The sequence below is a fragment of the Enhygromyxa salina genome (genome assembly GCF_002994635.1).
GTDB lineage: Bacteria > Myxococcota_A > Polyangia > Nannocystales > Nannocystaceae > Plesiocystis > Plesiocystis salina_B.
Genome location: NZ_PVNL01000110.1, coordinates 44,468 through 70,251, shown reverse-complemented (window position 1 = coordinate 70,251; position 25,784 = coordinate 44,468). Strand labels below are relative to the sequence as shown.

The 25,784-nt window shown below is 68.0% G+C and carries 25 protein-coding genes; 14 read left to right on the top strand and 11 right to left on the bottom strand.

Annotated features, from left to right (window positions below; all coding sequences use genetic code 11):
* Positions 1-5: 5 nt before the first annotated feature.
* Positions 6-230, bottom strand: coding sequence for a hypothetical protein (locus ENSA7_RS27345; RefSeq protein WP_146158185.1), 225 nt, complete (start codon positions 228-230; stop codon positions 6-8).
* A gap of 114 nt (positions 231-344) precedes the next feature.
* On the opposite strand from ENSA7_RS27345, the gene ENSA7_RS27340 reads away from it, so the two are divergent.
* From ENSA7_RS27340 to ENSA7_RS27325, 4 genes are all read left to right on the top strand, one after another.
* Positions 345-1,289, top strand: coding sequence for a hypothetical protein (locus tag ENSA7_RS27340; protein WP_106092299.1), 945 nt, complete (start codon positions 345-347; stop codon positions 1,287-1,289).
* A gap of 15 nt (positions 1,290-1,304) precedes the next feature.
* A complete protein-coding gene (locus ENSA7_RS27335) occupies positions 1,305-2,201 on the top strand; it encodes a DUF1684 domain-containing protein (RefSeq protein ID WP_106092298.1) in 897 nt (298 codons plus the stop codon).
* A gap of 75 nt (positions 2,202-2,276) precedes the next feature.
* Complete coding sequence (locus ENSA7_RS27330; protein ID WP_106092297.1) at positions 2,277-2,813, top strand: Ig-like domain-containing protein; 537 nt, start codon at positions 2,277-2,279, stop codon at positions 2,811-2,813.
* On the top strand, positions 2,810-3,850 hold the full coding sequence (locus ENSA7_RS27325; RefSeq protein ID WP_106092296.1) for a hypothetical protein: 1,041 nt from the start codon (positions 2,810-2,812) through the stop codon (positions 3,848-3,850). The genes ENSA7_RS27330 and ENSA7_RS27325 overlap by 4 nt, the downstream gene beginning before the upstream one ends.
* Before the next feature lie 20 nt (positions 3,851-3,870).
* Here the strand turns inward: ENSA7_RS27325 and ENSA7_RS27320 are convergent, their stop codons facing one another.
* Both ENSA7_RS27320 and ENSA7_RS27315 read right to left on the bottom strand, forming a co-directional pair.
* On the bottom strand, positions 3,871-4,356 hold the full coding sequence (locus ENSA7_RS27320; protein ID WP_146158184.1) for a hypothetical protein: 486 nt from the start codon (positions 4,354-4,356) through the stop codon (positions 3,871-3,873).
* A 289-nt stretch (positions 4,357-4,645) separates the two neighbouring features.
* The gene (locus ENSA7_RS27315) at positions 4,646-7,597 is read right to left on the bottom strand and encodes an ion transporter (RefSeq protein ID WP_146158183.1); all 2,952 of its coding nucleotides are present in this window, start codon (positions 7,595-7,597) and stop codon (positions 4,646-4,648) included.
* Between the two features lie 88 nt (positions 7,598-7,685).
* Between ENSA7_RS27315 and fumC the strand changes: the two genes are divergently transcribed.
* From fumC to ENSA7_RS27300, 3 genes are all read left to right on the top strand, one after another.
* On the top strand, positions 7,686-9,068 hold the full coding sequence (fumC, locus tag ENSA7_RS27310) for a class II fumarate hydratase (RefSeq protein WP_106092324.1): 1,383 nt from the start codon (positions 7,686-7,688) through the stop codon (positions 9,066-9,068).
* 189 nt (positions 9,069-9,257) lie between these two features.
* A complete protein-coding gene (locus ENSA7_RS27305) occupies positions 9,258-9,482 on the top strand; it encodes a hypothetical protein (RefSeq protein WP_106092293.1) in 225 nt (74 codons plus the stop codon).
* A 13-nt stretch (positions 9,483-9,495) separates the two neighbouring features.
* The gene (locus tag ENSA7_RS27300; RefSeq protein ID WP_146158182.1) at positions 9,496-9,990 is read left to right on the top strand and encodes a hypothetical protein; all 495 of its coding nucleotides are present in this window, start codon (positions 9,496-9,498) and stop codon (positions 9,988-9,990) included.
* A 32-nt stretch (positions 9,991-10,022) separates the two neighbouring features.
* Here the strand turns inward: ENSA7_RS27300 and ENSA7_RS27295 are convergent, their stop codons facing one another.
* The gene (locus ENSA7_RS27295) at positions 10,023-10,313 is read right to left on the bottom strand and encodes a hypothetical protein (RefSeq protein ID WP_106092291.1); all 291 of its coding nucleotides are present in this window, start codon (positions 10,311-10,313) and stop codon (positions 10,023-10,025) included.
* Positions 10,314-10,694: 381 nt separating this feature from the next.
* On the opposite strand from ENSA7_RS27295, the gene ENSA7_RS27290 reads away from it, so the two are divergent.
* Positions 10,695-11,441 carry a hypothetical protein gene (locus ENSA7_RS27290; RefSeq protein WP_146158181.1) on the top strand — a complete coding sequence of 249 codons (747 nt, stop codon included), beginning with the start codon at positions 10,695-10,697 and terminating at the stop codon, positions 11,439-11,441.
* Between the two features lie 22 nt (positions 11,442-11,463).
* Here the strand turns inward: ENSA7_RS27290 and ENSA7_RS27285 are convergent, their stop codons facing one another.
* The gene (locus ENSA7_RS27285; protein WP_106092289.1) at positions 11,464-12,213 is read right to left on the bottom strand and encodes an FxLYD domain-containing protein; all 750 of its coding nucleotides are present in this window, start codon (positions 12,211-12,213) and stop codon (positions 11,464-11,466) included.
* Between the two features lie 150 nt (positions 12,214-12,363).
* On the opposite strand from ENSA7_RS27285, the gene ENSA7_RS45460 reads away from it, so the two are divergent.
* Complete coding sequence (locus ENSA7_RS45460) at positions 12,364-15,342, top strand: DUF4215 domain-containing protein (RefSeq protein WP_244923927.1); 2,979 nt, start codon at positions 12,364-12,366, stop codon at positions 15,340-15,342.
* Here the strand turns inward: ENSA7_RS45460 and ENSA7_RS27275 are convergent.
* Genes ENSA7_RS27275 through ENSA7_RS27265 form a run of 3 tightly spaced genes read right to left on the bottom strand, consistent with a single transcriptional unit; the run spans position 15,296 to position 17,964 of the window.
* Positions 15,296-15,973, bottom strand: a complete 678-nt coding sequence (locus tag ENSA7_RS27275; RefSeq protein WP_106092288.1) for a hypothetical protein — start codon at positions 15,971-15,973, stop codon at positions 15,296-15,298. The two genes, ENSA7_RS45460 and ENSA7_RS27275, sit on opposite strands and share 47 nt — an antisense overlap.
* 38 nt (positions 15,974-16,011) lie before the next feature.
* The gene (locus ENSA7_RS27270; RefSeq protein ID WP_106092287.1) at positions 16,012-17,061 is read right to left on the bottom strand and encodes a phosphotransferase enzyme family protein; all 1,050 of its coding nucleotides are present in this window, start codon (positions 17,059-17,061) and stop codon (positions 16,012-16,014) included.
* A gap of 6 nt (positions 17,062-17,067) precedes the next feature.
* The gene (locus ENSA7_RS27265) at positions 17,068-17,964 is read right to left on the bottom strand and encodes a hypothetical protein (RefSeq protein ID WP_181234163.1); all 897 of its coding nucleotides are present in this window, start codon (positions 17,962-17,964) and stop codon (positions 17,068-17,070) included.
* A gap of 73 nt (positions 17,965-18,037) precedes the next feature.
* On the opposite strand from ENSA7_RS27265, the gene coaD reads away from it, so the two are divergent.
* The 5 genes from coaD (at position 18,038) to ENSA7_RS27240 (ending at position 22,694) form a co-directional block, all read left to right on the top strand.
* Positions 18,038-18,583, top strand: coding sequence for a pantetheine-phosphate adenylyltransferase (gene coaD, locus ENSA7_RS27260; protein WP_244923926.1), 546 nt, complete (start codon positions 18,038-18,040; stop codon positions 18,581-18,583).
* Entirely contained in the window at positions 18,583-19,203 is a 621-nt protein-coding gene (locus ENSA7_RS27255; RefSeq protein WP_106092284.1) for a hypothetical protein, read from the top strand. The genes coaD and ENSA7_RS27255 overlap by 1 nt, the downstream gene beginning before the upstream one ends.
* 435 nt (positions 19,204-19,638) lie before the next feature.
* The gene (locus tag ENSA7_RS27250; protein WP_106092283.1) at positions 19,639-21,684 is read left to right on the top strand and encodes a TolB-like translocation protein; all 2,046 of its coding nucleotides are present in this window, start codon (positions 19,639-19,641) and stop codon (positions 21,682-21,684) included.
* A 201-nt stretch (positions 21,685-21,885) separates the two neighbouring features.
* Positions 21,886-22,305, top strand: a complete 420-nt coding sequence (locus tag ENSA7_RS27245) for a hypothetical protein (protein WP_106092282.1) — start codon at positions 21,886-21,888, stop codon at positions 22,303-22,305.
* Positions 22,302-22,694 carry a hypothetical protein gene (locus ENSA7_RS27240; RefSeq protein WP_106092281.1) on the top strand — a complete coding sequence of 131 codons (393 nt, stop codon included), beginning with the start codon at positions 22,302-22,304 and terminating at the stop codon, positions 22,692-22,694. The genes ENSA7_RS27245 and ENSA7_RS27240 overlap by 4 nt, the downstream gene beginning before the upstream one ends.
* A gap of 124 nt (positions 22,695-22,818) precedes the next feature.
* On the opposite strand, the gene ENSA7_RS27235 is transcribed toward ENSA7_RS27240, so the two are convergent.
* The 3 genes from ENSA7_RS27235 to ENSA7_RS27225 form a co-directional block, all read right to left on the bottom strand.
* Positions 22,819-23,841 (bottom strand): protein NO VEIN domain-containing protein, encoded by a 1,023-nt coding sequence (locus tag ENSA7_RS27235; protein ID WP_181234162.1) that lies wholly within the window; start codon positions 23,839-23,841, stop codon positions 22,819-22,821.
* Between the two features lie 355 nt (positions 23,842-24,196).
* The gene (locus ENSA7_RS27230) at positions 24,197-24,832 is read right to left on the bottom strand and encodes a hypothetical protein (RefSeq protein ID WP_106092279.1); all 636 of its coding nucleotides are present in this window, start codon (positions 24,830-24,832) and stop codon (positions 24,197-24,199) included.
* Between the two features lie 91 nt (positions 24,833-24,923).
* The gene (locus ENSA7_RS27225) at positions 24,924-25,451 is read right to left on the bottom strand and encodes a GbsR/MarR family transcriptional regulator (RefSeq protein WP_106092278.1); all 528 of its coding nucleotides are present in this window, start codon (positions 25,449-25,451) and stop codon (positions 24,924-24,926) included.
* Between the last annotated feature and the right edge of the window lie 333 nt (positions 25,452-25,784).

Below are 25,784 nucleotides of genomic sequence, written 5' to 3'. Positions count from 1 at the left end.
CGGGGTCAGCACTCGCACTCGTCTTCAACGTCGTACCCGCGGATCTGCACGTGCAAGTCGTAGTTGTAGGTCGCGGCGGGGGTCGGACCGTAGACGTGGATCAACAGATCCGGGGAGTAGGCCTCGCCCCACCCGCCAATGTTCACGCCAGTCGTCGTGGTGCTCTCGGTCGAGCCGGTCTCGGTGCCCGTCGCCGCGTCATCTGCGTCGGTCGGTCTGCAGCCGAGCACGAGCGAACCCAACGCGACGCAAACGACGACATTGCAGGCGTTGATGCGACTCAGTGTAGCGTCTTCACCGCCCACCGTGCGAGGCGCCAGTTGCTATCGAGTATCATGCGGCCAGTGCGAGAACGCAGCACGCCACGCCACGCCCAGCCCGCGGTCGAGCTGACCCCCGCGGCCGAGCCCGAGCAAACGTCGCTCGCGACGCCGCCGAACAGCGCGTTGCCGAAGCTCCTCAAGCCTCGACAGGTGTCGCTCCGTGCGTTCGGCGTGGTCCTTGGTATCGAGCTACTCGCGGGGTTGGGCTGGGCGCTGACGAGCTGGACCTGGCTGGCGTTTGCCCTGCTGTTCGGCGGCCTGTTGGGCTGGAGCTTTCGGCGGCGTGGCGACGCCCACCGGGCGATCGCGGCCAACGAGCGCGCGCGTGAGCTGCTCGATCTCGGCCAGGCCGACGAGGCCGCGCAGCTGCTCGATCAACTGCTCGCCAGCCGCCGAACCCCGCCCAATATTCGCCCGCTCGCCGCCTACTACCGGGCGCTGGTCTCGATCCGCCACGGGGAATTCAACCAGGCCCGCGAGCGGATCCGTGCGGTCATCGAGTCCGGCTGGCTCGGCAACCGCAAGACGCTGCAGAGCTTGGCGCCTGCGGTCTACGCCGCCGCGACCCTGGCGTCGGTGCTCGACGGCGATCTTCAGGCCGCAGACCGATGGCGAGCCGAGGGCCACCGCTGCGCCGCAAACCTCGACCGTCACTGGTTCGTGGCCGACGCGTTCATGCTCGCGCGCGGTGACGCCTGGGAGCAGCTGCTGCACCGACTGAACGCCAACTGGGACGCGATCGAAGGCACGGTCTCAGGCGCTGGGATCCGCCAGCTGCAGCTGCTCGAGGCCTACGCGCTGGCACGGCTCAACGAGCGCGAAGACAACTACCGCGGGCTGCACTCGGGCCAGGAGATCAGCGCGCTGATCCACGGGATCCGGCCGGGTCGCTTCGACTATCTCGCGCTGCGCTGGCCCGAGCTGCGCGAGTTCATGCAGGCCCACCGATTGCTGGCGACCGGTTAGGAGCGCGCGACGACCATGACGACCCTCCTCACCCGACCATCGCTCTGGCTCGCGGCTCTGGCTCTGGTCGGCGCTGCTTGTGCCGTCGCCGAGCCTGCGCCCGCACGAGCGGTGCAGGGCGCCGAGAGCTCGCCAGACTCCGCTGACACTGCCGCGATCGATCCCGCGCGCGCGTTCCAGCGAACCTACGACCGCGAGCTGCGTGAGGACGATCGCTCGTTCCTCACCGTGGTCGCGGCGCACTACCTCGCGCACGGTGAAGCGCTCGAGCTCGAGGTCGGGGCTGCTGCGCTGCGCTTCGACGCCACGCCAGCGCAGCTGCTCATGACCACCAACGCCACCGAGCTGGCTTCGATCAGCGAGACCACGCTGATCCCGGTTGGTGACGACGGCCGCTTTGCCGTCGGGATCTCGCCCCAGAGCGAGAGCTGGCGGGTCCAAGTTCACGACCGCGACGCCGAGCTGCGGGCCAGCTTCCCGGGCGTCGACTGGTTCCCGCTCGACCCCGCCGTGATCGTGTCCGCCCGCTTCGAGCCCACGCCGACCCGCGAGCCCACGCTGCTGCAGACCAGCCGCGGCCTGACCAAGACCCTGTACGTCGTCGGCGTGGCACACTTCGAGCTCGACGGCCACGCGCTGAGCTTGCAGGCGCTGGGCTACGCGCCCACGCCCACGCCGGACGAGCCGCTGCTGATCCCGTTTCGCGACGAGACCACCGGACACGAGAGCTACGCCGCCGGGCGCTACCTCGAGCTCCACGCCCCGAACGGCGCGACGCTCGAGCTCGACTTCAATCGGGCGACCAACCCCTTGTGTGCGTACAGCGAGCACTTCAATTGCCCGGTGCCGCCGCGGGTGAACTCGCTCGCCGTCGCGATCCGGGCCGGCGCGAGGACTCCGTCTGCGCACTGAGGCGCTGTTGCGGCGGCTTTTGGCAGATCGGCGCCCGGACGTGATCGACCGTGGCGTTCGCGGCACAATACAGGTGTGCGCGTACCCAAGGGACTGCTCCTCGCTGTAGCCGCTACCTTCACGCTCGCCTCTGGCGAGGCCCTCGCGGCGTCCGAGGACGAGGGGCTGGCCGGCGACTTCTCGACCGCGTGGTTCGTCTCGCCGCTGCCGAACGCGCTGTTCGAGGGCGCGCCCGTGACCTTCGACGCCGAGATCGGCGTCTACCAGGGCGCGGACGATGGCCCGCTGACCAGCGTCGAGGTCTTCGTCAACGGCGAGACGCTGGGCGCCCAAGACTGTCCCGACGGCTGCACCTTCGCCGACATCACGCTCGACAAGGGCGTCCACGAGCTCAGCGTCATTGCCGACACGGGGTACAGCACCGCCATCTTGGTGTACGTCGACGAGGAGGTCCCCGTCGACATGACCGACACCGGCACGGACGGCGGCGGCGGTGGCAATGGCGGAGGCGGCTGCAGTGTCCACGCTGCGACGCCGTGGCCGTGGGCGCTGTCGGCCCTCCCGCTCCTCATGCTCGTGGCCGGCTCCCGCCGTCGGCAGTCTCGGCAATGAGCACGCGCTGTGCATCGGCAGCGAACGGCTTCGCCCTGGCCGGCTTGGCCCTGTGCTGGGCGTGCGGCGGCCCCCCCAGCGCGGAGGCCAGCGAGACCGAGGAGACCACCGCGACCACCGGTGAACCCTACGACTGCGCCGATCTCCCCGCCCCTCGGATCCGCCAGCTCGACGGCCCGATCGGCGCCGCCGACGTGGCCTTTGACGAGTCCGGCAACCTGATCGGCAGCAACACCCAAGACCTGTTCCGGGCCTCCAGCGTCACGGGCCAACCATCTCTGTGGGTGCCCGGAATCCCCAGTCGCGCGGCCGTGCGTCAGCTGTCGGACGGGCGCGTCGCCGTGGTCCAAGAGATGTTCTTTCGGGTGTTGGTGTTGACGCCAGACGGCAGCTCGGAGCTGCTGGCGAGCAACCTGGAGTACCCGTTCGGGCTGGTCGAAGACCGCGAGGGCAACATCTTCATTGGCGACGAGCGCCGCATCATGCGGGTCGACGCAGCCTCGGGCGAGACCCACGTCTGGCTCGAGACCCCGTCGTTCTCGTCGCGCTGGATCAGCTTCGATCGCGACTACGACGGCCTGTTCATCGGCGGCCGGAGCCCGATCATCTACCGCGTGCCGATCAGCGCGTCGGGCCAGGCCGGCACCCCCATCGAGTGGGGCACGCTGCCGCTCGACGACAACCCGCCGCTCGAGCCCGATGAGACCGGAGGCGACACCGGAGCCGAGACTGGGTCCGAGACCGGAGATCGGGAGCCCAGCGGTGATCCCGGCGTCCTCGCCCTCGTCGATGGTCTCGGCGTCGACGCGTGCGGCAACGTCTACGCCGCCGAGTTCCACTCGCGCGGGCTCTACAAAATTCCAGCGGGTGGTGGGGACGGCGAGCTGTTCGTGGGGTGGACCGAGATCGAGTACGGCCACGGTCTGCAGTGGGGCTCGGGTCTCGGGGAGTGGAGCGCGACCTCGCTGTTTCTTCCCCAGCCTTATAACGAATACAACGTGATCGAAGTCGAGATTGGCGTGCCTACCAAGCCATAGACTGGCCGTGCACAGCGAGTCTACCCAGCCCGCAGGATCTCGGGCACCTCCATGCCGGACGCCTCGAAGGTCTCGCGCGCGCCCGCGATCGCCTGGTCGAGCGTCTTCACCACACAGATCCCCTCGCCCCGGCCGGTCGCCCACTTGAGCGACGCGACCACCCCGCGGATCAGCGGGTCTGTGGCGATCACGTAGCTCCGCGGCTTGCCGCGCACATTCGAGCGCGGTCGATCGCTGAGCCAGTCGACCAGCATGTCGCGCACGAGCGAGTTGGGCAGCGCGGCCTCGCGCGCGTCGAGGATGTGGACCAGGCGCTGCTCCTCTCGGGCCGCGACCGCGCCGTGGATGTCGAAGAACCGGATCAGCTCGAGCACGTGCTGCGCCTGCAGCCGCCCGGCCCAGCGGACCAGGAGCAGCGGAAAATGATCATCGATCAACTCGAGCGCCACCTCGCATTGAGGTGACTCGGGCTGGGTGATCATTGGACTGGTGGCAGCAACCGCCATCGCCGTGACTTTAGCCCCCGGTTCGGACATTTTCCAGCCTACATCTTTTTTGCATTGTGATTTTCTGTGCACACCCGTGTGACTCTCTAGAGCACTACTAGAGAGCTTGTGACAAACAGATCGTGGTCCAAAGACCAAGCTCGGTACCAACGATCAATTAGTATATGTCCTTCCGAGCAGTGCGCTGCCCCAAAGGACACTGCCACTATTTAGAGTGGGGCCAAACACCACACTCTGAGCGTGGATTCGCGCATGATCAGGCCATGATCAGGCCATGATCAGGCCATGATCAGGCAATCACCCACAAGTCGACGAGGCGGCTCAGATCGACGCCTCGCGCGCCGCCCGACTCCCCGACATGGAGCACGGTGCGACAATCTGGTCCGTGCTCGTGCCGCCCATCGCTGGTGCTGTGGTCACACAGCACCACGCCGACGAGGACGCGGCCTTCGAGTGACAGATGGTTGGCGAGCTCCTCGAAGCTGCAGGTCCCAGACAGGGGGCGCGCAGCAGGCTCGATCGTCATGCGCACGAAGCTCTGGCCCCAGGGCCCCATGAGCTCGGTGTAGACCATGTCGAAGGCGGGCACGACCACGGCCTGGAACATGAAGAACGCGCGCAATTCTTGGATCGAGTAGACCCGCACGCGCTCGGCTTCGTGCCCGGTCCCCCGGCGTCGCAGGCGTCGCGCGAGCTCGACGTCGAGCACCTCGGCGACGACCCGCGGCGACTGAGTCAAGGTCTCGAGCTTCATCAGGGTCTTGGCGGTGCGCGCGTCGGAGCCGTGGTGCTCGCTCGAGATCAACAGCACGGCGTCCATGCTGTCGACGTGGCCAAACCCGCGCGGCAGGGCGGTGAGCTGGCGCGACGAGCTGCAGTCGCCGACTGCCAGAAGCACGTGCGGGCCGTCGCCGGATCGGTCTGGATGCCGCGGGTTGATCCACGTCAGAGTTCGCTGGGTCTCGTCGGAGCCAAAGCTGCCGTGGTGGCCGCGCAGCAGCCCGCGCTCGAACAGCTTGGTGTGGGCGTCGAAGTCGTCCCAGGCGGCCTCGAGCGCGACCTCATCGCGGAGCACCAGCAGGATCTGCGTGCTTGGCTCGGTCTGGATCAGCGACTCGATCATGCTCACGGTGCCGCTGCGAAACCCGCTGACCAGCACGCGCAGCAGCGGCGTCACGGGTGCACACACGAACGGCCCGAGCTCGCGCGTCTTCGTGAGATCCGCGGGCACGCGCTGGCGCGGTCGCTCGTACAGGTCATCGGCGAGCTCGCGCACACGCCCAAAGTTGTTGCTGATCGCCACGAACCCGATGCAGCGGCTCTCCGTCGCGCCCAGGGTCCGAGGCGTGCGGCTGTCCGAGCTCACCAGCGGCTGCGCGACCGAGACCTGCTCGAAGGTGCCGCTCATCCCCGACATGTTCGGCCCGCTGGGCGTCTGGGGCTGCCCGAGCTGCGCCTCGGCGAGGGTCGTGAGGTCCATGCCGGGCACGCCGAGCGTGTCGGGGCTGTCGAGGTCGAGCTCTCGCTCGATCTCGGGCGCGTCGTCGAGCCGCTGATCACCGAGGTTCGAGAAGTCCGGCTCGGGGTTGATGTGGACGATGATGTCGTCCTCGCCATCGCCCGCCATCAACACCCCGACCGGCACCAGGCGGTGGTGTGAGGGCAGCGAGCGCGCCCGCCGGATCAGCTCGCCCATGATCGTGCTGGGATCGTCGGACAGGTCAGGTCGGTGCCCACGCTGGTAGCCGAGCCCGGGAAGATCGAAGAACAGCGTGTAGAGTTCGTGCCCGTGGCTGGTCAGCAGCTCCTCGAGCAGCCGGCCGACCCCCTCGCGCTGGGCGATACAGGCGATGAACAGCGCGATCAGTCGCTCGCTCGGGACCACGAACGCCCGGGTGCGCACGCTGTCCCGGCCGCTGCCGTCGCCGGCGATCGCCGCCCGGGCGGCGGGGATGTTGCTCTCGTCGAGGACCTCGGCGATCAGCAAGCGCGCGCGCACGCGACCGACCGGCAACCATGAGCGGGACGCCCGTCGACGCGCGTCCTCGTCGGCTTCGCGCAGGCTCTCCGTGATGGTGAGCAGGGCCTGGATGGTCTCGGCGTCGGGGTCCTTCGCGTCGAGATCCGCGAGCATGACCACGCGCTGCGACTCGGCCACGTCCGTGCGGTACAAGAAGGTCTCGTCCTCGACATTGACCTGGCGATAGCCCACGTGCGCGAGCTCGGGCTGGCGCATGAAGTCAGGCGGATCCGGGCTGCGACCGACGACCAGGTAGCGACCACCATGCAGTCCACGCCGACTGTTGCGGACCAGCTGCTGGACCCAGCCGAGCGAGAGGGCGCCGACCGGCAGCAGCTTGCGCGAGTACCTGAGCAGCTCGTGCAGCAGCTGCTGGGTCGAGGGATCGATGTTGACGACGATCGTGTGGCCATGCAGGCCTGGCGGTCTGAGTCGCGACAGCTCCATCATCTCGCGCACGACGTCGGTGCCAAGACCGATCAAGAACGACACCATGAACAGTCCGACGATCGTCAGCGCCACGCTCACGATCACGGCCGCGGTCTGGTCGGGCGAGGACAACAAGTTGCCGGGGTCTTGGATCTGCCGAAACGCCCACCACAGGTGGACGAAGAACCGCTCATCGTCGGGATCCAGGGCCTCACCGTCGGCGTCGCGGCCGAACACTTCGTCGCCGTCGAAGTCGATCAGCTCCTCGTGGCCCACGCTCATCTGGTCCATGACCACGGCGCCCGCGAACGACAGCGCGAGCACGATGATGCCCATCAGCGTGACCTGCTTGGCCCGCTCGTGGCGCAGCAACACCGACCACACGTCGCGGACCAGCGGCGCCCAGTAGCTCAGCAACAGCAGCATCCGCGACAGCCGAAACAGGCGCAGCCACCGGGTGCCCGCGTCCGGCTCGAGCCCGACCAGCGAGGGCACGAACGACAGCAGCGCCAGCAGATCGAAGAAAGTCAGGACCAGGGCCCCCGTCGAAGGCCACTCCCAGCCCCGATCCTCCTGTAGCTCGGCCTCCGTCGGGGTCACCCCGCGCCGGCTCCCGTGCGAGTGCCGGGCCTCGCCGCGGAACACCAGCAGCGAGCGCAGCACGAACTCGACGAGGAACAGCAGCAAGAACACCGCGTCGAGCCGGGGCACCCACTCGAAGGGAAGCAAGCTCACGATGATCGCCGCCGACAGCACCAGGCGGCTCTCGACCCGGCCCAGAAGGCGCGCCACCCATGCAAACACCCGCGTGCTCCGGCGCGGTGGCGATGAGTCGATCACCCCCGTGAAATACCCTATATAGGGGGTCATGAGCGAGGCGATGCGCACCGAAACCGACAGCATGGGTGAGATTCAAGTCCCGGCCGACCGCTACTGGGGCGCCCAGACCCAGCGATCGCTGCACCACTTCAGCATCGGCACCGACCAGTTCCCGCGGCCAATGATCCGCGCGCTCGGGCTCATGAAGAAGGCCGCCGCCCAGGCCAACGGCGAGCTCGGTCAGCTCGACGCGAGCACCGTCGAGTTGATCGTGCGCGCGGCCGACGAGGTCATCGCGGGCAAGCTCGACGAACACTTCCCGCTGTTCGTGTGGCAGACCGGCAGCGGCACCCAGACCAACATGAACGCCAACGAGGTCATCGCCAATCGGGCGATCGAGCTCGCGGGCGGCAAGCTCGGCAGCAAGGCGCCGATCCACCCCAACGACCACGTCAACCGCGGGCAGTCGTCGAATGACACGTTCCCCACTGCCATGCACATCGCCGCGGGGGAGCAGACCACTTCAGCCCTGATGCCCGCGATCGACGAGCTGCGCCGCACGCTCGACGCCAAGGCCACGCAGTTCGCCGACGTCGTCAAGACCGGGCGCACGCACCTGCAGGACGCGACCCCGATCACCCTGGGTCAGGAGATCTCGGGCTGGGTCGCGCAGCTGGTCCACGCGCGCGGCAAGGTCGACGACGCGCTCAACCACGTGTGGGAGCTGGCCCTGGGTGGGACCGCCGTCGGGACCGGGCTCAACACCCACCCCGACTATGCGGTCGTGAGCGCCAACAAGATCGCCGAGCTGACCAAGCTGCCGTTCGTGACCGCGCCCAACAAGTTCGAGTCGCTGGCCGCCCACGACGGCCTCGTCGGCCTGCACGGCGCGCTCAAGGGCCTCGCCTGCGTGCTCATGAAGATCGCCAACGACGTGCGCTGGCTGGCCTCGGGTCCGCGCTGTGGGATCGGCGAGATCACGATCCCCGAGAACGAGCCCGGCAGCTCGATCATGCCTGGCAAGGTCAACCCCACCCAGTGCGAGGCGCTGACCATGGTCTGCGCCGAGGTCATGGGCAACGACGTGGCCGTCTCGATCGGTGGCGCGAGCGGCAACTTCGAGCTCAACGTGTTCAAGCCGCTGATGATCCACAACGTGCTGCGATCGCTGCGGCTGCTCAGCGACTCGATGAACAACTTCACGCGGTTTTGTGCGGTCGGGATCGAGCCCAACACCGAGCGGATCCAGCACAACCTCGAGCAGTCCCTGATGTTGGTGACGGCCCTCAACCCGCACATTGGCTACGACAAGGCCGCGAAGATCGCGAAGACGGCGTATCAAAAGGGGACCACGCTCGAGGCCGCCGCCGTCGAGCTGGGGTACCTGACGGCCGAGCAGTTCCACGAGTGGGTGGTGCCCGCGCTCATGACCAAGCCTGGCTGAGCCAGCGGGGAAAGGGCGCGCAGCGCGTCACTCCGACATGCAGTGACGCCTCAAACAGCCCGCTGCCCCACGGTGAACCAGTCCAAGAATGGCGCCTGCAAGCGGGCGAGGAGTCTCGCCCGAGCTGACAACAGCCCTTACCCGAGCTTTGGGCTGTCCGCTGCGCCGATCCGGCGCTAGACTGGGGCCGTGGACGGGTCCGCCTGGCAGCAAGCGATCGACTTCGGCATCGACGTGACCTTGCTCGACGCCAACCTCGCGCGCACGCCCGCGCAACGACTGCAGGAGCTGGTGGCCATGAATCGTCTCCAGGCTCAGCTGCAGTCACGCACGCTGACACCCGATCGACGAGCGGCGATCGACGCGCTCGAGCTGCAACAAAAATTTGGTGCCTTGCTCGACGGCGCCCCCTGACGATCGCCTGCGCATGTTCCAGCGGTCCCCTCAGCAGACCGACAGGCTGCTCGAGCTGCTTCACGATGCTGGCGTCGAGTTCGTCGTCGTCGGAGGCGTCGCGGCGATCTGTCATGGATCATCGACGATGACGAGCGATCTCGACATCGCCGCGCCGATGACCATCGAGAACGTCGAGAAGCTGATGGCGGCGCTGCGCCCTCATCACCCCAGGCACGTGACGCGTCCAGATCTTGGCGTCATCTGCGACCCTGTCGAGTATCTGGCCGGCTTCCGCATGTTGCTGATCGAGACCGACCTCGGCCGCCTCGATGTGCTCAGGGAGGTCCAGCCGATCGGGCCCGTCCAAGCGCTCGAGACCGTGCAATTCCAGCTGCTCGAGGGCAAGACCTTTCACGTCATCGGTCTCGAGCAGCTCATCGAGATCAAGGCCTTCGTGGGACGCCCGAAGGACCGAATCGTCGAGGCGGAGCTTCGAGCGCTGCGCGAGCAACAACACCGGAGCTGAAGCGGCGCGTTCGTGCCATGGCCCGCGGCGACTCAGTCGTCGTCGGCCGAGAGCGGCTCGCCGATCGACACGCGGATCGTCTCGCCCTTGCGCCCGCGTGCCTCGACGATCTGCACGAACATCGACGAGAACCCGCCGATCTGGGCGCGACCGTTGGTGGACTCCTCCACGATCTTGCCGAGCACGCGCACGCGCACCTGCACGGGCGGATCAATGCGTACGCCAGAGCGCTCCCAAAAATAAAATGGGCTGCCCCAGTACGAGTCGACCTGTTCCCACTCGTGGTTGTTCGCAAACGTGTGCAGCGTGATCTGCTGGAGCATCTCGCGGGTCCGTTCGCTCCGCTGGCTAGCATGTTTCCGGGGCGTGACCCAGCGAGAAGGTGACGCAGCTGGCGCGGCCGTGGGTGACCCCGCGCAGGGGCGCCGAGGCCGAGCCGGCAAAGACCGGCGCACCGCCGCGTCAGGACTTGCGCGCACGACTTTTGAGCTATTCAAGACCATGCGCCCGCGCGATGTCGGACGTAAGATCAGTGCCGAGACGACGAGCGATGTCAGGGCCCGACCCGGGTGGTTGGATACCTATCACCGCCACAGTATTTGGGACCCCACAAGGGCATGGAAGCCGAGCGCGCTGAGCGTCTGATCATGTGTCACGTGATCATGTCGTGCGGCCAGTGCTACCCACCCGAGGTTTGACAGTTGATGCCACAGGTAGGCCGCTACGTGCACAGATACCCCGAGCCGGAAGCAGCGTTGATCCTCGAGCGAGCCGCCGAGCTGCAGCGCCAAGCCGAAGACGTGATGCGCATGACCGTCGCCGAGCTCGAAGAAGTCGCGACCTCGGCGGGGATCAGCCCCGTATATGTGCGTCGCGCGGCCGCCGAGCTGACCTTGCGACAGTCGCGGCGTGACCGCAGCTCGCCGAGCGTGGGTGGGCCCCGGACGATCCTGTTCGAGGTCACGCTCGACGGCGAGATCCCCGTCCCCGCGTACGAGTACGTGATCGAGGCGGTCCGTCGCCACACCGGTGAGCTGGGTGTGGCCTCGCTGATCGGCCGCTCGCTGACCTGGACCGCCCACCCCTCGCACAGCCGCGCCGGCCCTGGCTGGTCACGCTCGATCGCGCTGACGATCGTACCTCGGTCGGGTCGCACACGGATCCGGATCGAAGAGAAGCTCGACCAGCTGGTCAGGAGCGTGTTCGGGACCCTGCTCGGCGGCGTTGGAGGCGGCGGCGCCGTGCTCCCCGTGATCCCGCTGGCGATCCTCGGGCTGCCAGGCTTGATCCCGCTGGGCATGGGACTGTGGGTCGCCACCGCCTGGTCGCTGGGCCGCACGGTCTATCGCAAGCGTGTGGAGGCCCGCGAGTTCGAGCTGCACGGGGCGCTGCAGTCGATCTTGGAGATCGCCCAGGACTACATCGAGACCCCGCAGCCCGAGAGCCTCTAGCCCAGGCCTCTAGCCCGGGCCTTCAGGGAGTTTCGCGGCGCAGCTTCAGCGCGAAGCTGTGGGGAGGCTCGTCGTAGCGCAGGTCACCGACATCAAACTCGATCGTCTGTTGCGCCGGGATCGAGTCGAGCACCAGCCAGTCGACCCCGAGCAGCTTGCCGGCGCGGTCGAGACCCTGGATCTCCAGGCGCACGGCCTCGATCAGCTCATCGCTGGTGTTGGTCACGCTGCCAACGACAAACCAACCACCGAGGTCGGCGCGCAGCGGTGGTTCGTGCTCGAGCTTCAGTGGCAGGGCCGGTGGCAGCTGCGCGTCGCTCCCGACCGCGCTCGCGAGCAGCGTCAGCTGATCATGCTCGACCGGTTCGGCGACGAGCACGGCGACGGCCACGCGAGCGCCAGCGGCGAGCGGCTGAGGAATTTGGCTCTGAGCGTCACCGACAACCTCGCCCTCGGCGTCGAGAAATTTCACGCGCGGGCGTACGTCCGTCACCGGGTGCGAGTGCGGATTTGCGATCATACCGAGCACCCAAAACCCGCCGCCGCCCCCAACGCGAGTCCGGTGAAATTCGGCGACGAGATCAACCCGCGCCACCGCCGGCTCGGTCAGCTCGGCGTCCTGACCTGGGTCTGCGAGGTTCTTCTCCAGCGGTGCAGCGGCGGCGGGCTCGCTGCGCGGCACGGCGGCGCCGGGCTCCGCCCTGCCACACGCGACCCCCAACGACACGAGCAAGAGCAACCCCCATGGGCTGTCGCTGGCGGGAGACCGCATCCGTCGAGGGTATCAGCGCAAGCGGAGCCGGATCGATACCCAGTAAGTAAAAAGTGAGGGGGGCCAATTGGCGCGAAGTCTCCGCCGGGTACCGACATAAAATGGTCATTTGGGTAATCGCCCACAACCGTCATACTCTGGCCACGACTCATGCGTACTAATCTCGAGCGCCACCTGAGCGCGCTGTTTGGGCTCGTCCTCGCGAGCCTGCCGCTGTCGACCGCCCACGCGATCCAGCGGCCTGCGCACCTTCGAGGGCAACCCGCCCAAGCCGACCTCGAGCTGCATCCGACCGCGAGCAGCTCAGCCCTGCGAGTGACCCGAACCCACGCTTGGATCGACAAGCAGGCGTCGGGGATCAAGCACAGCGCTGGTTTCTCCGAACTCGAGCGCGAGCTCGGCCACGACCTGCTCGCCAGCGTCGACGTCGACACTGGCGTGCTCGACCTGCTGATCCCCCGCAACGTGCGGGTGACCGGGGCCAACAACTCGCCAGCGACCGCCGAGCAGTTTGCGCTCGGGTTCGTGGCCCGCCACGTCGACACGCTCGCACCTGGAGCCGTCGCCAGCGACTTCGTGCTGGTCAGCAACGAGACCAGCAACGGCGTGCGCACGATCGGCTTCGCCCAACACCACGCCGGGCTGCCGATCGTCAACGCGCAGCTGAGCCTCTCGTTCAAGGCCGACCACCTGATCGCCGTGCGCTCGCAGGCGGTGCCCAACGTGTGGGTGGCCCCGCGATCCGGCGCGACGGATCCTGCAAAGGTCCAGCTGCGCGCGCGCAAGTGGGTCACCAACGACTTCGCCGCGGGGGCGCTCGATCGCAGCCGGGTCAGCGGTCAGGCCAGCGCCGCCACCATGATCCTCCCGCTCGTGGCCTCCGGCGGGGCGATCGAGTACCGCGAGGTCATCCCGCTCGAGGTCAGCCTCGATCAGCCGGTCGGTCGCTGGCTGGTGTACGTCGACGCCGCCAGCGGCCAGCCGATCGCCCGTCGATCGCTGGTCCACTGGGCCGAGCTCGAGATCGGGACCTGGCGTCGCTCGCCGCTCGGGCCCCGCCAGAGCTTCGCCGCCGCGCAGATGCAGGTCTCGGTCAACGGCCAGGTCTCGTTCACCGACGCCAACGGTCAGCTCGCGGTCCCGGCCCCCAGCGCGGCCGTCAGCTTCACGCCGCAGGGTCCTTCGCAGCGGGTGCTCAACGACAGCGGCCCCGTGAGCTCGGTGATGGAGCAGTTCGTCCCCACCCAGTCCTTTGTCTGGGATCTGTTCGCCGACCCCGAGCAAGACGCGCAGCTCAGCGCCTACGTGCACACGCAGCTGGTCAAGGACTACGTCCGCGGCATCGATCCCGAGTTCGCGCCGCTCGATCTGCAGACCACGGTCACCGTCAACATCTCGGACGTCTGCAACGCCTTCGCCGACGGCAACACCCTCAACTTCTATGTGAGCGGCGGCGGCTGCGAGAACTCGGCGTTGATCGCCGACGTCGTCTATCACGAGTACGGCCACGTGGCCCACGTGCTGGGCCTGCAGCCGGGCGTGGGGCTGTTCAACGGCGGCGTCAGCGAGGGCGCCTCGGACTACCTGTCGGCCACGATCGTCGATGACGCCAAGGTCGGCGTCGGCTTCTTCTCGAGCACAGCCGACCCGATCCGCGAGCTCGATCCCCCCGGCTACGAGTGGCACTGGCCCGAGGACGGGGGCGAGGTCCACGACGAGGGTCGGATCATCGGCGGCACCCTGTGGGACCTTCGCACCAGCCTGATCGAGAAGTACGGCGTCGCGCAGGGCGTGGCCAAGACCGATCAGATCTGGCTCGACGGGATCCGTCGCTCGATCGACACCCCCTCGTGGTACCTGGAGGCGCTGATCAGCAACGACGACGACGGCGACCTGCAAAACGGCACGCCGGACATCTGCGAGATCAACCAAGCGTTCGCGATCCACGGGCTCTACCAGCCGCTGGGCGCCGCGGTCGAGCTGAGCCAGAAAGAGCTCGACGACGGCAGCGTCGAGCTCACGCTCGACTATGGGACTGGGTTCGACCCCTGCCCCGGCGCGGTCACTCCGTCAGCGCTGCTGCGCTGGCGGCCACGCCCGCTGCCGAACAGCCCCGAGACCCAGATCACCGAGCTGTCCATGACCGAGGTCGGTGCTGGCCAGCTCCGCGCCGTGATCCCGCCGCAGCCCGAGCACACCGTCACCCAGTATCAAGCCGAGCTCGACTGGGGCAACGGGACCGTGGCGCCGCGGCCCGACAACCGCGCCGACGAGTGGTACGAGTACTTCACGGGCGACGTCACGCCGATCTGGTGCAGCGACTTCGAAGGCACCCCCGCCGACGAAGGGTGGACCGTCGAGGGTGAGTGGAGCTTTGGCCAGCCCCAGGGCGGCGGCGGCGACCCCAGCGAGGCCTACGCCGGATCCAAGGTCGCCGGGGTCGCGCTGAGCTGGCCCGGCACCTACGCGCCGTGGACCAAGTCGACCCTGACGAGCCCCACGATCGACGTCAGCGGGCACAAGGCCGTCCGCCTGCAGTACCGCCGCTGGCTCAACATCGAGGACGGCTTTTTTGACCAAGCGACGATCTCGGCCAACGGTCAGCCGGCCTGGGCGAACAAGGCCACCCAACAAGACTGGGCGGCGACCATGCACCACGGCGATCGCGAGTGGCGGTTCCACGATGTGGATCTGAGCCCCATGATCAGCGCCGACGGCCAGCTCAGCTTGAGCTTCGCGCTGGGGGCCGACGGCGGCCTCGAGTTTGGCGGGTGGAACATCGACGAGCTGTGCGTCGTCGGCCACGAGCCGGCCAAACCAGTCGCGCCTGCGGGGCCACCCACGTGTGGCGACGGGATCGTGCACCCCAGCGAGCAGTGCGACGACGGCAACCTCGACAACGGCGACGGGTGCAGCTCGGGTTGTCTGTTCGACTATGTCGGGCCCGAGGCCGAGCCCGAGGAGCTCGGCTGGGATCCCGACAGTCGCGGGTGCGGCTGCGCGACGACCCCTGGCGCGCCAGCGGAGCGCGGCGGCGCGCTCATGCTGCTGGGCTTGCTCGGGCTCGGCGTGCGACGCCGACTCAGCGCAGCCCGCAGCCGCCCCGGGCGGCGTCCTCGGGCGGAGTAAACGGCGGCGGCGCGACGGCGATGCGGGGCTCTTGCTCGCCCTGCTCGCCCGACTCGCCATTGTTGCAGTGCACCCGGCGAAACACCACGGGGTCGTTGACCGCCCGCCCGCCGTCGTTGTTGACGGTCTGAAACTCCAGCAGATCCGCGTCGATGTCGCCCGAGAAGTGGTCGAGGTTGTAGCCCATGTTCCACGAGCCACACGGGACGTCGTCGAGGGACCACGTGCCGACCCCATAAAAATTGAGGTGCCCGTCGACGACGGTGCCCTCGGCGTCCATCGAGATCACATAGCGCAGCTCCCCGCGGCACGGCGGCGGCGAGCTCTCGTGCGGCTCGGCGAGCCAGCTGTGGTTGGTGATCCGGCCCTCGAACTCGTCGCGCCCGGGGCTGACCCGGTTCATCTCGAGCGTGAAGATCGTCCAGTCGCGAAATCGGGTGTCGTACGAGTGCGACTTCCACACGCCAGCGATCGGATCGCTACAGGTGGCGGGCGGCGGCAGGCGTGCGCGCTGCTCCGCGACCGTAGATGCGTGACCAAGCCCCGGCAGCCAGCTGGCCACGACGAACGCGGCGAGCAGGCTCAGCCCGCAGATCGGGCGCGCGCGTCGGGCTTGGGATCGGACCGGCACGGTTGAGGCGGAGGCTACCACGCAGCGCGAATTCAGGCTCACGGGAGATCTAGCAGGGTCGCCCGCTCGCGTCGGGTCGCGCTGATCGCCTGATACAGCGACGCCTGCCCGCGCGCGCGCGCGAGGTTGTGCTCGCCGCGGCCCGCGAAGCGCTGCGGATCCCAGCCAAAGTAGTCCTCGAACAGCGCGTCGGCGATGAAGCGCACGGCCAGCTCGAGGCTGATCAACTCGGGCCCGAGCAGCAGCCCCTCGCGCTCGGCGGCGCTCGGCGGCGACCCGAGCGTCGCCAGTCCAGCTAGCCAGCCTGCCCACGACGCCGCGAACAAGTCGAGGTCGAACCGGGCCTCGGGCTGGTTCTCGCCCGCGAGGTTGCACCACGAGCGCCACGCATCGCCGAGCTCATGCGCGAGCGGCATCGGGGCCACCGTGTCGAGATCGATCAGCGCGAGCGGCTGCAGGCGCCCGCGCGCGTTGGCCCCAGCGAACATCATATTGTTGATCTTGAGGTCGCCGTGAGCCACCCGCGCGGGACACTCGGGCAGCGGCGCCAACGCGTCGGCGGCGTCGAGCAGCCGCCGCGCGAGCGGCTCGACCTGCGGGTACAGACGGTGCGACTCGAACCGCGCGAGCGCATCGCGGAGCCGACCGAGGTGCCGAGGCGTGTCGTGCACGCCGACCCGCAACCCGACGAACTCGTGGTCGAGCTCGGCCAGCGCCGCGTGCCAGCGACCCACGAATTCACCGGCCGCGCGGGCCTGCGCCGCGTCGCCGAGCGCGTCGAAGCTGACCCCGTCGATCGCGGTCTGCATCCGCCAGACCCCGCCGTCGAGCTCGAGCCAGGCCTGATCGCCGCGGGTCGGCACCAGCTGCGGCGTGTCGATGCCCGCGCGCGCGAGCTGCCGGGTGACCGCCTCGATGTTGTGGTGGATCGCGGGATCGAAGATCGGGCTGACCCGCTGCAGGATCGTTCGCACGCCCGCCGCGTCGGTCACCGCGTAGGTCGCGTTGATCAGCCCGTTACCGCACGGCGCCACCTCGGCGTCGGCGAGGCCCCAGTGCTCGAGCACCTGCGAGAGGAGCGCTTGCACGGCAGCTCAGCTCGGCGGGGTTTCGGGCGCGGGGTCGGCTTCAGCTTCGGCCTTGGCCTTGGCCTTGGCCGCGTCCCACTCGGCCTGGGTCGCGTACTGCTTGGCGAGGATCTCGAGCTCGGCCATGCGCCCCTCGAGCCGGTCGGGCGGCGTCGGCAGCTTCTCGGCGGGCTGCCCATCCGCGTTCGCGCGCTCGATATACGCGCGAAACAACTCCAGGGCCGCCACCGCCTGCTCGCGCACGGGGATCTGCCCGCGGAGCACGGCCTCGTCGTGAAGCCACTCGATCCGGTCGTCCTTGGCCCGCGCCTGCGCGATGCGGTCGGCCCCCTCGGCGAGGTGCTCGGGCTGCAGCGACAACACCTGGCCCAGCGCGAACAGGTACTCGGCCGCCTCGTCCCGGGCGATCGCCCGCTCGAACGCCACGGTCGCCTCGACCAGCTTGCCGTAGCGCCGCAGCTGCTCGCCGATCTTCGCGTAGAGCTCGGCGCTGGCCTTGGGGTCGTCGACCGCCGCGGCCTCGACCAGATAGTAGAGCGCCGCGGCCCGCCGGTTCTTGGCCTCGATCATCGACAAGCCCATCTGGCCGTCGCAGCGAGCGCTCGGCGGGGTCTTGTTCGCGCACTCGCGCAGGGCGTTGCGCTGCTGCGCCACGTCGCCGATCTTCGCGTGACCGGCCGCCTCCGCCAGCACCGCGTCGATCCGCTCGTCGCTGACCTGGTCCCCATCGCGGCCGCGCGGGGTCTCGTAGGCGGGGTTGCGCAGCGGATCGTTGGGATCGGGCGGCGGCTTGGGCTTGGGGCCACGATCGAAGGGGGTGCCCTGCTCGACCAATTTGGGCTCGACCTTCTCGCTGCTCTTGCACCCGGTCCCACCGACCGCGATGGCGCCCCAAGCGAGCACGAGCCCCATGAACCCAGAACGATGACACCAGCGAACAGACGACGGCCGCATGCGGCGGCAGTATACTGCGCGGGTGACCGATTCAAACCCGGCTAGCGCGTCGCGGGCCGCGGCGCACTACCTCGCCGTCTACCCAGGATCTTTCGATCCCATCACCCGCGGACACCTCGAGATCGTGGAGCGCGCCGCCTCGGTGTTCGACGAGGTCGTCGTCGCCGTGGGCCACCACCCGATCAAGCCGGGCTTCTTCGCGTTCGAGCAGCGGGTCGAGCTGATCGCCCAGAGCATCGCGCACATCCCGAACGCTCGCGCCGCCCACTACACCGGCCTGATGATCGATTTTTGTCGGTCGATCAGCGCGCGCGTGATCGTCCGCGGGCTGCGGGCCGCCGGCGACTTCGAGCCCGAGTTTCAGATGGCGCTCGCCAACCGCGAGCTCGAGCCGACCGTCGAGACCGTGTTCCTCATCCCCGAGCCCACCAAACAATTTATTTCTTCGTCGCTGATCCGCGAGATCGCCAGCCACGGTGGGCAGTTCCAACCCTTCGTTCCCACGCCCGTGGCGCTGGCCATGGAGGCGCGCTACCCCGAGTTCTACGGCGACAAGCGCCAAGCCTGATGGACGAACCGACCGAGACCAAGGCCCTCGCCAAGCTCCCCAGCGGCCAAGCGTGGCGCGGCGACGAGCACGAGCTGCGGCTCGCGGCCGCCCGTGAAGCCGGGCTCGAGACCGAAGAGGTCAACGAGGTCGAGGTCGGGCTGTTCACCGAGGGCTTCAAGGCCGGCATGACCCTCGACGATCCCGCGGATCGAGCGATCGTCCTGCGCGGCCGCACGGTCTTGCGCGAGGGGCAGATGAGCAAGGCCCTGCATCCCACGCTGCGGTTCTTGGCGATCCCCACCGACCAGGTCGCGCTGCGGGTGACCGACGGGGAGTTCGAGCTGCGTGTCAGCGAGAACGCCGCCGAGGCCGCCAAGCCAGCGCTCGACTCGGCCCGGCTGGTGCTCCGGCTGTGGATCGGTCTGGGCCTGGTCGGCATGCTGGCCTGGTACTGGTTCAACCTTGGCTGGCTCGCCGCGATCTTGTGGGGCGGCGCGCTGGTCGGCGGCGGCTGGGTCCTGCGGCAGGGGGCCGTGTCCGGGCGCGCGCTGCTGGGTGCTCGACTCACCGTCGCGCTGGCGATGCTCGCCCAACAAGAAAAGCTGATCTTGCCGCCGTCGCGGGGCAGCCGGTCGTAATGTCCCCCACATTCACCTGGGTCTTCGCCGACTGCAGCCGCTGCCGCGTCTGGTCGCTTCGCTCCTCGGGGCCGCTTGTGCGCGGGGGCATGTGTGGCCCCCTGGGAGGGGGCTCTCGACTCGGTTTCCTGCGCCAATGGGACGCCGTGCGCGGATGAGTCCGGGGCTGTGTGAGCGCTGCGTCCACGCGCGCAAGATCGTCAGCGGCAAGGGCTCCGTGTTCTGGCGCTGCGCCATGTCGGAGCGGGTCAGCGGGTGGCCCAAGTACCCCCCGCTCCCGGTGTTGCGCTGCCGGCACCAAGTGCCAGGAGCGCCTGTTTCAGGTCCGTGACAGGCAGGAGTGCCCTCTCAGCCCCTGATCTGACCCGGATCTGACCCATCGGTCGGCAGCGCCCCGAACCAGCCGGCAGCCGGAGTACATTGACACTCGCCGTCATGACTTCGCTACCGTCGACTCCCCGCGCCCTCCTGATCACCATCCCCGCGCTCGCGCTGGCGTTCCTCGCCTGCGGCGGCGACGACGTCCGACCGACCGACACCGAGATGGGCGTCGGCGAGACCAGCGGCGAGCTCGAGACCAGCGGCAGCAGCACGGGCGACGGCGACGGCGACGGCGACGGCCCGCTGCTCGACCTCCCGGATCAGACGATGATCGTCGACCTGAAGATCGACCCGCCCAACGCGGTGATCGAGATCGTCGACGGGGTCATCCCCACGCAGCTCGACTTCGCCGCGCTCGCAACCAACAACCAGGGCGCAGAGAACCCGGTCGACGCCAGCGGCGTGTGGACCTTTGACCGGCAGGACATCGCGCTGCTCGATCCCGCGATCGGCGGGCTCACGGCCACCGGCTTGCTCGGCGGACTCGGGACCTTGAAGTTCAGCTACCAGGGCCTCGAGGCCGAGGCCGCGATCACCGTCAAGCTCAAGTACACCTTCGAGCCAGAGCCTGTCGATCCCGCGGCCAAGGGCGCGCTCGACAACGCCAACCAGGTCGACCCTGCGGCCACGATTCTCTACCCCTACGACTTCACCGTGTTTCCCCGCGGCCTCGCTGGCCCGACCATGCAGTGGAACGGGGGCAACGACGCCGACATCTACAAGGTCCACGTGCAGAGCCCGACCTTCGAGCTCGACTGGTACGGGGCCGTTCCCAACCCCTCGCGGTGGAATTTCCCGGTCATCCCCGACGACATCTGGCTCAAGCTGACCGACTCGTCCGCGGGCGATCTCACCGTCGAGCTGCGCCGCTACGACGGGCTGACCGCCTACACCACGGGGACGCGGTTCTGGTCGATCGCCCCCGCCAACCTCGCCGGCACCATCTACTACTGGGCCGTCAACCAGGGCGACGTCCTGCGGATCCAACCCGGCGCCTCGGCGCCCGAGCAGTTCATCCAAAAGCCGCCGGGGGTCACCTGCGTCGCGTGCCACAGCGTCTCGCGCGACGGCAGCACGATCGTCGCGTCACAGCACGGCGGCTACAGCCCGTGGGCGACCTTCAACCCCGACGGCTCGGCGATCTTCGCGTCCGACTCGGCCTCGGGCTTCCAAGCGATCTCGCCCGACGGCCAGTGGGTGCTGTGGGGCCAGAGCAACGACGCGTTCTTGGGCCAGCCCAGCTACATGGTGCTCAGCCAACAAGGCGCGATCGATCAAGCCACGCAGATGTTCCAGGCCTCCGGCTGGCCCGTGCACCCGGCCTGGTCCAACGACGGCACCCGGGTCGCCTACGGGGTCCGCAGTGACGGCAACTGGCTCGACTTCAACAACTCCACGCTGTGGACCGTCGACGTCGACACCAACGTGCCCGCGTTCTCGAACCCGGCCCAGATCGTCGGTAATGACCCTGAGCGACCGACCGTCAGCTACCCGACCTGGAGCCCCGACGACGAGTGGATCGCGTTCGGCCGCGCGACCCAGGCTCGGACCCGCGGCGCGGCCGGTGAGATCTGGATGGTCCGCGACGACGGCACCGAGCCCGTGCGCCTCGACCTCGGCAACGGCTTTGGCCACATCCCCGATCCGCAGCCCTCGCAGAACTACGAGCCAACCTTCGTCCCGGTCGCCTCCGGCGGCTATTTCTGGATGGTGTTCGTGTCCGAGCGGCAGTACGGCAACACCTTGACCAACCAGGCCGTCGACTCACGCACCAAGCAGCTGTGGGTCACCGCGATCGACATCAACGCCGCGCCCGGTGCCGACCCCAGCCACCCGGCGTTCTGGCTGCCGGGTCAGGAGCTCAACAACAACAACATGCGCGGCTACGCGGCGCTCAACGAGTGCAAGGAGATCGGCGACAGCTGCGAGGCCGGGTATGACTGTTGCTCGGGGTTCTGCATCGAGGTCAACGGGGAATTCGTGTGCGACGACGACCCGCCGATGTGCTCGCCCAACAACAGCGCCTGCCTGGTCGACGAGGATTGCTGTGATCCCGACGCCACCTGTGTCGGTGGGTTCTGTACGACCGTGATCAAGTGATCGGGTGATCGCGCTGGCTTGGCGCTGGGCGATGCTCATGCGCCTCGCTGGGCGCGGCCGACTTGGGCTTGATCGCGTACCGCTCGCAGCTCGTCGGCTCGCGAACCTGCGCGCGGCTTTCAGCAGCCTCAACGGCGGCCAGCCTGCGACAAACTGCCGCGCGGCAGCGGGTCGCAGCCCCGCTGGGGGAGAATTGCGATCATGAAGAAGCTCCTGGTTTCGCTCTCCCTGGTCTTCGCTGCCTGTGATGGGGGCGACGAACACGGCCACGAGGAACACCACGAAGAACACGGCGAAACCCACGGCGAACATGGTGGCGAGCCGTCCGGCGCCGAGTGTGACGCGAGCCTCACCTACGAAGAGTTCGCCGCGCCGTTCATGCAGAGCTACTGCACGGGCTGCCACAGCAGCACGCTGACGGGCCCCGCACGCAACGGGGCTCCCGACGGCCATGACTTTGACAGCCTCGCCGGGATCCTGGCGGTCGCTGGTCACGTCGACCAGTACGCGGCGGCCGGACCCGACGCGACAAACGAGCTCATGCCCCCCTCTGGACCCGCGCCGTCCCACGCCGAGCGCGAGATGCTTGGCGCCTGGCTGGCATGCGAACTCGCGCCATGAACCGCAGTTACCAGGCGTGGCTCGTCACCGTGCTGACGTGTTTGGTCTCGTGCACCGAGGCGGACCAACCCGAGCCCGAGCCGCTGGCGTCGATCATGTGGGAGACGACACCCACCGAGACCACGACCGTGGACGACGCGATCGCGGCCGCGTGGACGGTCGAGACCGAGGGCGACGTTCACATCTGCGAGCTGCGGGCGTGCAAAGGCATGGTCGAGGACTGCGGGCTCGATGGCGACGACGACGCGAGCGCCATCGCGAGCGAGATGGGCGGCAGCTACGAGACCGAACTGCTGCTGCCCGAGCCCGGCACCTGGACGGTCGTCGCGTGGGCACACGTCGACACCGAGCCGTATATCTCCGAGGCTGTGCTCGTGACCGTGCAATAGCGGGTGTCCGCTCCGGCACGGTGTCCGACAGGCACCAGATCGGGTAGCTGGCAAGGGCCGGTCGGGGCCCGGACTGGCGCCGAAACGACTCTTGAAGGTGGCGTCCAGCTCAGCGTTCCCACGCTCACGATCCGCCTTGATCTCCCGATTTTGACTCCGACCCGATCGCGTAGTGCATCCCACCCTCTTTCGGCAGCTCGTACCAATAGTCTTTGACCATCAAGAGCTTCTCGCGCGCCTTGGGATCCCAGCGCTCGTACAGCGAGACCTGCCCGCCACTGCAGATAAGACCCTCCGACACCTTGATATCGGCGACTACGAACAACACCGACCTCTCGGACTCGGCGTGGGCCTGCTCGACTTCGTTGGAGGTCACAATGACTCGCGCGCCGGCCGTGCGGGTGCCCTTGACCTCGACACACAGCCGCTGCTTGTCCTTGGTGAACTCGATGTCATATCCGAGCCCCTTCTCCTTGTCTCGACGATGCGCCTGCCAACCCAACTGCGCGTAGTGCTTCTCGGCTTGGCGCATCGCGTACTCCTCGACCGCCAGCTTGGTCTGCACGTCTTGCTCGAAGCCCTGCCCGTTCGACGCGCTCGCGCGCTTCGTTCCAGTGCGCGCCGCGTCCTGACTGGTCGAGGTCAGAAGCGGCTGTGTGTCATATTTGGGCGCGCGTTCAATAACCCTCACCAAAGCTTGGATTTCCGGTGTGAGCTCAGGCTTGAAGCGCAACACCAGTCGTAGTCGCTTCTGACTGTTGCCGCTCGAACTCTTCTTGGCCACGCGTCGCTGCGCTGTCTTCGCCACCCCCGCGCCGATCTTCTTGCGCAGGTCCAAGTAGTCCTCGACCCCCATCAGCGCGAGAGGGAGCTTGTAGCCCTCGGGCTCAACGGTCCGCTCGTTCAGCGGTCGCGCCAGCGCCTCGCGCGAAACTACTTCGATCCTTGTCAGGGTTGCGTGCGCGCGCCCGAGACGCTCGAGCGCGATCCCCAGCGCCTCGCCATAGTCACGGTTGCGTTTGGGACCGCCCGCGCTCTCGAACAGGAGCGAAAACTGACCGTCCTCGTCAGGCACGATCGAGAACTGGGCGCTAAGCCGGTTTCCGTCGGCATCACACAACGAACTCGGAGCCTGGGCGTCGCTCATGCCATTGGTTCGCGAGTTACGCGAACCACCGCAAGTGCTCGCTAAGGTTCGGCAAGAGTCCCCGTCCTGTAGGCATTTGGCCCACGCGAAGGCGCGCGGCCCCGGGGCTCGAAGTGCCGACGCGAGGAAACCGGGGACGGAGGGAAACCGGACTGAGGGTCTTCGCGGGAACGAGCGTCGGTGAGAAGCGTGAGGCGGCTCGGCAGCGCGCAAGAGCCGCGACTTCGCGCCCGTTACATCTCCGAGCCCGTGCTCGTGACCGTGCAATAGCGGGCGTCCGCTCCGGCACGGTGTCCGACAGATCCCAACTCGGGTAGCTGGCCGTGCGGGCAAACTCCGTTCTTGGTCGTTGGATCTACGCCGCTGCCTGGAAATCTTGGGCGCGAGGGGTGTAGGCGCCTTGGTCATGGAGGGCGCGGAGGCGACGGTCCTCGGCCAGCAGATTGGCGCAGCGATTCAGGGCGGCCGCGTGTGCGAATGAGATGGCCCCGTAGACGACCAGCACGATTGCGACTGGGAGTAGTTCTGCGCCAAACACGAGCACCAGGAACAACGCGACCGCGACCCCGATGATGTTCAACCCGACCGCAAATTTGTACAGCTCGCGGGCCTTGGTCTCGGCGGTCGGGTCCCGACGCAGCAGCGCGTACCCGATCCGCCAGATCCCAACCGCGAGGAACATGCCGGGGATCGAGACCAGGCCGATCCCTGCGGCGAGCAGGCCGAACAGGCCGAGCAGCCCGCCAGGCACGGCCATCTGGCCCATGTAGATCGACCACAGCGCGGTTCGACGGATCAACTTGGGCGCCCGCTGCTGGACCATGACGTCGCGGGTGGGCACCGTCCCGGCAGCCTGGCGGAATGGACCCTCGTGTGACTCGATCTCCCGCCGCTCGATGCGGACCCAGCGGCGCTGGTGCCTGCGCTCACAGACTGTGTAGGTAAACAGACCACCGAAGATGAACAGAGCGACGACGATGAAGGGTTCCATGTTGGTTCCTCGTGGCGATCGAGACGCCCGGCCGGCGCCGTTGTTCACATACTTTCAGAAATTCTTGAAAGTTCAAGAGGAATTTTGGAGCTCACTTCAGCCACTTGAGGATCGCCGGGATCACCTTGCTCTGCTCCGAGGCGGAGATGCGCTCGAGGACCGCGTTCGCGGTCCCGACGAACTGCGCGAGCTCGCTCAGCTGCTTGTGGAACGCCTTGGCCTTGCCGCTGCGTAGGCCCTTGGTGGTGGCGAGGCAGGCTTCGAGCAACGCGAGGGCGGGCTCGATCTCGCGGCGCTTTCGCTCGCGGGCGATCGTGCAGAACATCGTCCATACGTCCTTTTCTGCCTCGAAGTACTCGCGGCGCTCGCCCTCGACAACGACTCGCCGGACCAGGCCCCAGCCAACTAGCTCGCGCAGGTTCATGTTGGCGTTGCCTCGGCTGGCGCCGAGCTCGGCCATGACGTCGTCAGTTGAGAGGGGGGGGTCGGTGACGAGTAGGAGCGCGTGGACCATGGCCATCGTGCGGCTGACCCCCCAGCTGCTGCCGAGCGCGCCCCAGCTGCGCACGAAAGTTTGGCGGGCGTCCTCGAGGGGGTCGCTGGTGGGTTCTTGGTTCATGAGTTTCGATACTTTCTGGAAGTGCCGAACACAAGCTCGCGATTTCGCGCCCACTCTCGTCTCAACCGGACCGCCCGCGCTCCGCGTTCACAGCGCGGGCAAGCGTGCTGTTGAACAGCTGCTTCCACGCGACGAACTCGCCACGCGGGTCCGTGGCGTCGATGTGGTAGTGGTTCGATGTCGGCCCGCGAACGCGACGTTTGCAGAGTTTCTGCGGCGCCTTGCAAAGTCTCCTCGCAGTCGGTGGCGGAGTCCTGTTCGGTCCCTTCTCGCGGCCCGCCGCCTCGCGTGTCTCACGCAACAAATCTGATATCCCCTCGCTCTGCGCGCATC

What these genes read in the sequence shown, in the direction of transcription:
- ENSA7_RS27335 (WP_106092298.1), top strand. Translation starts at nt 1,305, where the DNA reads ATGACGACCCTCCTCACCCGACCATCGCTCTGGCTCGCGGCTCTGGCT.
- ENSA7_RS27325 (WP_106092296.1), top strand. Translation starts at nt 2,810, where the DNA reads ATGAGCACGCGCTGTGCATCGGCAGCGAACGGCTTCGCCCTGGCCGGC.
- ENSA7_RS27320 (WP_146158184.1), bottom strand. Translation starts at nt 4,356, where the DNA reads ATGGCGGTTGCTGCCACCAGTCCAATGATCACCCAGCCCGAGTCACCT.
- fumC (WP_106092324.1), top strand. Translation starts at nt 7,686, where the DNA reads ATGCGCACCGAAACCGACAGCATGGGTGAGATTCAAGTCCCGGCCGAC.
- ENSA7_RS27300 (WP_146158182.1), top strand. Translation starts at nt 9,496, where the DNA reads ATGTTCCAGCGGTCCCCTCAGCAGACCGACAGGCTGCTCGAGCTGCTT.
- ENSA7_RS27295 (WP_106092291.1), bottom strand. Translation starts at nt 10,313, where the DNA reads ATGCTCCAGCAGATCACGCTGCACACGTTTGCGAACAACCACGAGTGG.
- ENSA7_RS27290 (WP_146158181.1), top strand. Translation starts at nt 10,695, where the DNA reads ATGCCACAGGTAGGCCGCTACGTGCACAGATACCCCGAGCCGGAAGCA.
- ENSA7_RS27285 (WP_106092289.1), bottom strand. Translation starts at nt 12,213, where the DNA reads ATGCGGTCTCCCGCCAGCGACAGCCCATGGGGGTTGCTCTTGCTCGTG.
- ENSA7_RS45460 (WP_244923927.1), top strand. Translation starts at nt 12,364, where the DNA reads ATGCGTACTAATCTCGAGCGCCACCTGAGCGCGCTGTTTGGGCTCGTC.
- ENSA7_RS27255 (WP_106092284.1), top strand. Translation starts at nt 18,583, where the DNA reads ATGGACGAACCGACCGAGACCAAGGCCCTCGCCAAGCTCCCCAGCGGC.
- ENSA7_RS27250 (WP_106092283.1), top strand. Translation starts at nt 19,639, where the DNA reads ATGACTTCGCTACCGTCGACTCCCCGCGCCCTCCTGATCACCATCCCC.
- ENSA7_RS27245 (WP_106092282.1), top strand. Translation starts at nt 21,886, where the DNA reads ATGAAGAAGCTCCTGGTTTCGCTCTCCCTGGTCTTCGCTGCCTGTGAT.
- ENSA7_RS27240 (WP_106092281.1), top strand. Translation starts at nt 22,302, where the DNA reads ATGAACCGCAGTTACCAGGCGTGGCTCGTCACCGTGCTGACGTGTTTG.
- ENSA7_RS27235 (WP_181234162.1), bottom strand. Translation starts at nt 23,841, where the DNA reads ATGAGCGACGCCCAGGCTCCGAGTTCGTTGTGTGATGCCGACGGAAAC.
- ENSA7_RS27230 (WP_106092279.1), bottom strand. Translation starts at nt 24,832, where the DNA reads ATGGAACCCTTCATCGTCGTCGCTCTGTTCATCTTCGGTGGTCTGTTT.
- ENSA7_RS27225 (WP_106092278.1), bottom strand. Translation starts at nt 25,451, where the DNA reads ATGAACCAAGAACCCACCAGCGACCCCCTCGAGGACGCCCGCCAAACT.